This is a genomic window from Bradyrhizobium sp. PRIMUS42 (genome assembly GCF_023006515.1).
Taxonomy (GTDB): Bacteria; Pseudomonadota; Alphaproteobacteria; order Rhizobiales; family Xanthobacteraceae; genus Bradyrhizobium.
In genome coordinates, this window is the sequence record NZ_JALBGZ010000394.1 from 1 (window position 1) to 6,018 (window position 6,018).

The following is a 6,018-nucleotide window of genomic DNA, read 5'->3' on the forward strand; positions in this document are numbered from 1 at the left end:
GACGCCATCCTGGACCAGGTCGCGCTCGGCAGCCGCCGCGGCGGCGCTGCGACCGCGCTGTCGCATGGCGATCAGCGCAAGCTCGAGGTCGCGCTGATGATCGCGCTGGAGCCGAAGGTTTTCATGTTCGACGAGCCGACTGCCGGCATGAGCATCGACGAGGTGCCTGTGGTCCTCAACCTGATCGCGCAGCTCAAGCAGGACAGGGGCAAGATCATCCTTCTGGTCGAGCACAAGATGGACGTGGTGCGCTCGCTCGCCGACCGCATCATCGTCCTGCATAACGGGCAACTTGTCGCGGACGGGCCACCTGCCGAGGTGATCGCCTCGCCGATCGTGCAGGAAGCCTATCTCGGCGTCGCCCCCAAGACCGCAGAGGGCGTCGCATGACCGACCTGCTCAAGCTCTCCGGCGTGCACACCCATATCGGCCGCTATCACATCCTCCAGGGCATCGACCTCGCGGTCCCGCAGGGGCAGGTCACGATGCTGCTCGGCCGTAACGGTGCCGGCAAGACCACGACGCTGCGCACCATCATGGGGCTGTGGCAGGCTTCCAGCGGCGAGATCAGCCTCTCCGGCGATCGCATCGAAAGCCGCGCCACGCCCGACATCGCAAGGCTCGGCGTCGGCTACGTGCCGGAGAGCATGGCGGTGTTCTCCGATCTCACCGTGAAAGAGAACCTGGTGCTGGCGGCGCGCGACGGTCCGCTCGACGACACCCAGCTCGACTGGATTTTTGGCTTCTTCCCGGCGCTGCGCCGGTTCTGGCTGTCGCGCGCGGGAAGCCTCTCGGGCGGGCAAAAGCAGATGCTGTCGATCGCCCGCGCCATCATCGAGCCGCGCAAGCTCTTGCTGATCGACGAGCCGACCAAGGGCCTCGCACCCGCCATCGTGATGGCGCTGATCGAGTGCCTGAGGGAGATCAAGCGCAAGGGCGCCACCATCCTCCTGGTCGAGCAGAACTTCTTTGCCGCCCGCGAGCTCGGCGACAACGTGCTGGTGATGGACAACGGCACCATCGTTCATCGCGGCGAGATGGCGGCGCTCGCCGCCGACGTGCCGCTGCAGGAGCGGCTGCTCGGCCTGAGCCTGGAGGCACATCAGTGACTGAACTCGCCGCAAATGATCCCCTGCCGAAGCCGAAGCGCGACATCGCGCCGATCCTGCTGCCGATCGCGCTCGCGCTGCTCATGATCCCGTTGATTGGATCGACCAGCTCCTGGCTGACGCTGACCGCCGCGAGCCTCGCCATGGGCATGATGATCTTCATCATGGCCTCGGGCCTGACGCTGGTGTTCGGCCTGATGGACGTGCTTAATTTCGGCCACGGTGCCTTCATCGCCGTCGGCGCCTATGTCGCCACGCTCGTGCTGGCGCCGTTCGCGGCCTCCATGCAGGCGGATTCGCTGTGGATGAATCTCGCGGTGCTCGCCCCGGCCGCGCTGCTGTCGATGGCCGTGTCCGGCGCGCTCGGCCTGGTCGTCGAGCGCGTGCTGATCCTGCCGGTCTACGGCCAGCATCTGAAGCAGATCCTGATGACGACCGGCGGCTTGATCGTCGCCGAGCAGACGCTCTATGCGCTGTGGGGACCGCAGATCATCCCGATGCCGCTGCCGACCTCGCTGCGTGGCTCCTTCATCCTCGGCGATGTCGCAATTGCAAAGTACCGTGTGCTGGCGATGCTGATCGGGCTTGCCATCTTCATCGCGATCCAGCTCGTGCTCAATCGCAGCAAGCTTGGCCTCTTGATCCGCGCCGGCGTCGAGAACCGCGAGATGGTGGAGGCATTGGGCTATCGCATCCGCCGGCTGTTCCTCGGCGTGTTCATGACGGGATCGGCACTGGCCGGCCTCGGCGGCGTGATGTGGGCGCTTTATCGCGAGCAGGTCCACGCCTCCATGAGCGACGACCTCACCGTCTTGATTTTCATTGTCGTCATCATCGGCGGGCTCGGGTCGATCGGCGGCTGCTTCATCGGCGCGATCCTCGTGGCCATGGTCGCCAATTACGGCGGCTTCCTGGTGCCGAAACTCGCCCTCGTCTCCAACATCCTGCTGATGGTCGCCATTCTGATGTGGCGCCCGCGCGGCCTCTATGCGGTGACCAGCCGATGATGATCCTCTCCGGCGACCCGCCGCGCAGCCGCGTCCTCACGCTCGTTCTCGTCCTCATCATCCTGGCGCTGGCGGCGACGCCGTTCCTGTTTCCGGGCGCCAAGGCCCTGAACGTCGCGGCCAAGATCTGCGTCTTCGCGGCGCTGGTCGCCTCCTACGATCTCCTGCTCGGCTATACCGGCTCGGTGTCGTTCGCCCACACCATGTTCTACGGCATCGGCAGCTACGCGATCGCGATCGCGCTGTATGGGATGGGCCCCAATTGGGCGGCGGTCGCAACCGGCATCGTCGTCGGACTGCCGCTCGCGGCCCTGCTCGCGCTCGCCATCGGGCTGTTTTCTCTGCGCGTGGCCGCGATCTTCTTCGCCATGATCACGCTCGCGGTCGCCTCTGCCTTCCAGGTGCTGGCCTCGCAGCTCTCCTGGCTGACCGGCGGTGAGGACGGGCGCAGCTTCCAGCTGCCGGAGCTGCTGCGCCCCGGCACCGTGCTGATCTCGAAAAACCTGTTCGGCTTCGAGGTCAACGGCCGCATCCTGACCTTCTACCTGGTGTTCGCCGTCTCGGCCCTGATGATCCTCGCTTTGCTGCGCGTCGTGAACTCGCCGTTCGGGCGCGTGCTGCAGGCCATCCGCGAGAACCGTTTTCGCGCCGAGGCGCTCGGCTTTCGCACGGTATTCCACCTGACCTACGCCAATTGCCTCGCCGCGCTGGTCGCCGCCGGCGCCGGCATCTTGAACGCGCTGTGGCTACGCTATGCCGGTCCCGATACCTCGCTCAGCTTCTCGATCATGCTGGACATCCTGCTGATGGTCGTGATCGGGGGCATGGGCACGATCTACGGCGCGATCATCGGCGCCAGCATCTTCATCCTCGCCCAGAACTATTTGCAGTCGCTGATGGGCGTCGCCTCCACGGCGGCATCGGAAGCCGGCCTGCCGCTGCTGCCGGGGCTGTTGCATCCCGACCGCTGGCTGCTGTGGCTCGGGTTGCTGTTCATCGCCAGCGTCTATTTCTTTCCGACCGGCGTGGTCGGACGGCTGCGCAATCCCGCCGGCGACAAGAGCGGCGGCAGCTCGCATTAAGCCGCGGTTAACGATGCAGCGCAGCAGTCGCTACGCACGCCGCACAACCGTGACGCGATTCCCGCCCGGCTACATGCGGACGCGGTTGCGCAACCGGATTAATGCTTAGGTAACTGGCTTTCCTAAGGTTTAGGCCATTTGTGCGGTGTATTCGTGTTCCTCCAGGGAGGGGGGAATGCGCCAGGTCTTTTCCACGATGGCAGCCGGAATGTCTCTAGCCGCGAGGAACGGCTGGGAGGTCTTGGCGCGGCGTGGTCCTGTCCTGTGGTTGACCCTGTGCGGCGTGTTGCTGGTCGCGGGCATCTTCGCCGTGACGGCCGTGGCCGTCGGCGAATTTCGCGAGCGCACCCTGGTCAATCGCGAGCGCGAGCTGGAAAACACGGTTAAGCTGATCGCGCGCCACTTCGACCAGCAATTTGAGGATTCCGATGTCGTCGCTGCCGATCTGATCGGGCAGATGAACCTGGCGGAGATCATCTCGCCAACGACGTTCCGCGAGCGCATGTCGGGATCGGCGACGAACCAGATGCTGCGCAGCAAGATCAGCTCGGTGTCCTATCTCGGCGATATCGCGATCTACGATGCCGACGGCGAGTTGATCAACTGGTCGCGGGCCCAGCCGCTGCCCAAGATCAACATTTCATCCCGGGCATACTTTCAGACGTTCAAGACGGATCCGCAGTCCGAATCGGTGCTGCTCGAATCCGTCCGCAGCTTCATCATCAACAAATGGACCACCGTCGTCGCACGCCGGTTGAACGGCGCGGACGGCACCTTCCTCGGCGCGATGGTACGCCGGATCGATCCGGACAGCTATCAGCACTATTTCGCATCCGTCGCGCTCGCCGAGGGCACCGCCATCTCGCTGTTCGACCGCGAGGGCAAGATGCTGGCGCGCTATCCGCATCGCGAAGAGCTGATCGGACGGAGCTACAAGGATGCGCCGCTGATGCATAAGGTGCTGAGCGAGGGCGGTCAGCACACGCTTCGCGTCAGGAGCCCGCTCGATGGCGAGGAGCGGCTCGGCTCTGCTGCGTCACTGACGCATTTCCCGCTGGTCATCGTCGCCACCAACACCATGGCGGCAGCGCTTGCGGACTGGCGGCAGCAGACCGGCTTCACGGTCGCGACGGCGGGCTTCTCGGCCGGCGTAATCGCGCTGATCCTCTATCTGATCATTCGCCAGATCAACCGGCAGAACCGCGAAGCGCAGGAACGGCTGGAAGCGGAGCGGCTGCGGCTCGACACCGCCCTCAACAACATGACCCAGGGGCTGATCCTGTATGACGCGAGCGGCTACATCGTCACCTGCAACCGCCGCTATGCCGAGATGTTCGGTCTCTCCCACGACGTCATCAAGCCCGGCTGCCACATCCGTGAGGCGATGTACCATCGCAAGGAACGTGGCGCGTTCGACGGCAATGTCGAGGAACTCTGCGCCGAGGTCATGAGGATCGTTGGCGAGGGCACGGTCTCCACGAGAACGCATCTATTGGCCGACGGCCGCGCCTTCCAGGTCATCAATACCCCGCTCGCGCAGGGTGGATGGGTCGCCACGATCGAGGACATCACCGAACGCCGCAACCTCGAGCAGGAGCGGGACCGCAACTACACCTTCCTGCGCGAGATCATCGACCATATCCCCTCGCGGATCACCGTGAAGGACGCCCAGACGCGGCGCTACCTCCTGGCCAACCAGGTCGCCGAGGAGCAGCTCGACGAGACCCATGAGACGATCGTCGGCAGGACGGTGTTCGACCTTTATCCGGCAGAGGACGCCGAGATCATCACCCGGGACGACGACCGGCTGCTGCAGTCGCCGGACGGGCTGTTCCTGGACGAGCACATCTGGAACACCCCGGCCATCGGACGCCGCTACATCACCTCCCGGAGGATCGGCATCCGCGACAAGTCCGGCGAGCCACGCTACATCATCAACGTCGTCGAGGACGTCACCGAGAGGCGGCGCGCCGACGAGAAGATCGCGCACATGGCGCATTACGATGCGCTGACCGACCTGCCGAACCGCACGCTGTTCCGCGAGCAGATCGAACGCGAGCTGGCGAAGGCCGCCGACGACGGACAGTTCGCGCTGCTCTACATCGACGTCGACGAATTCAAGGGCATCAACGATTCGCTTGGCCACCACGTCGGCGACGAGCTGTTGAAGGCGATTGCCGGCCGCCTCCGCGGCTGCCTCAAGCAGGACGACCTGATCGCGCGACTGGGCGGCGACGAGTTCGCCGTGATCCAGACCGCAATCCAGTCTCCTGCCGATGTGCTGTCGTTCGTAACCCGCATCTATCAGGCCATCCGGCAGCCCTTTCATTGTCTCGGCCATCAGCTCTCCACCGACGCAAGCATCGGGATTGCCCTGGCGCCGCAGGACGGCACCGATCTCGACCAGCTCGTCAAGAACGCCGATCTCGCGATGTACGGCGCGAAGGCCCAAGGGCGTCGCAGCCACCGTTTCTTCGAGCCGGAGATGGATGCGAGCGCCAAGGCGCGCCTGAGCATGGAGCAGGACCTGCGGCAGGCCCTGGTGAACGGCGGCTTCGAGATTCACTATCAGCCGCTGGTCGACCTGCGTACCAACGAGGTCTCGGGCTGCGAGGCGCTGCTGCGCTGGCGGCATCCGGAGCGTGGCATGGTGTCGCCGGCGGAGTTCATTCCGGTCGCCGAGGATACCGGCCTGATCAACGAGCTCGGCGACTGGGTGCTGCGGATGGCTTGCAACGAGGCCGCGACCTGGCCGGCGCATGTGCGCGTCGCGGTCAACGTGTCGCCGGTGCAGCTCAAATGCGATACGCTGGCGCTGCG

The 6,018-nt window shown here is 65.1% G+C and carries 5 protein-coding genes; all 5 read left to right on the plus strand.

Annotation, left to right across the window (positions count from 1 at the left end; translation table 11 throughout):
- Positions 1 to 390, plus strand: a 390-nt coding sequence (locus tag MOV75_RS24500) for an ATP-binding cassette domain-containing protein (protein WP_369010467.1), incomplete at its 5' end; no start/stop codon positions are given.
- Positions 387 to 1,109 carry an ABC transporter ATP-binding protein gene (locus tag MOV75_RS24505; RefSeq protein ID WP_246919833.1) on the plus strand — a complete coding sequence of 241 codons (723 nt, stop codon included), beginning with the start codon at positions 387 to 389 and terminating at the stop codon, positions 1,107 to 1,109. The genes MOV75_RS24500 and MOV75_RS24505, both read left to right, overlap by 4 nt.
- A complete protein-coding gene (locus MOV75_RS24510) occupies positions 1,106 to 2,116 on the plus strand; it encodes a branched-chain amino acid ABC transporter permease (protein WP_246919830.1) in 1,011 nt (336 codons plus the stop codon). Before MOV75_RS24505 ends, MOV75_RS24510 begins: the two co-directional genes overlap by 4 nt.
- Positions 2,113 to 3,198, plus strand: coding sequence for a branched-chain amino acid ABC transporter permease (locus tag MOV75_RS24515; protein WP_246919828.1), 1,086 nt, complete (start codon positions 2,113 to 2,115; stop codon positions 3,196 to 3,198). The genes MOV75_RS24510 and MOV75_RS24515 overlap by 4 nt, the downstream gene beginning before the upstream one ends.
- A 175-nt stretch (positions 3,199 to 3,373) precedes the next feature.
- On the plus strand, positions 3,374 to 6,018 hold a 2,645-nt coding region (locus MOV75_RS24520; protein WP_247006759.1), incomplete at its 3' end, for a diguanylate cyclase.

Excerpts from the sequence above, each read along its gene's own strand:
- MOV75_RS24505 (WP_246919833.1), top strand. The coding sequence starts at position 387 with ATGACCGACCTGCTCAAGCTCTCCGGCGTGCACACCCATATCGGCCGC.
- MOV75_RS24515 (WP_246919828.1), top strand. The coding sequence starts at position 2,113 with ATGATGATCCTCTCCGGCGACCCGCCGCGCAGCCGCGTCCTCACGCTC.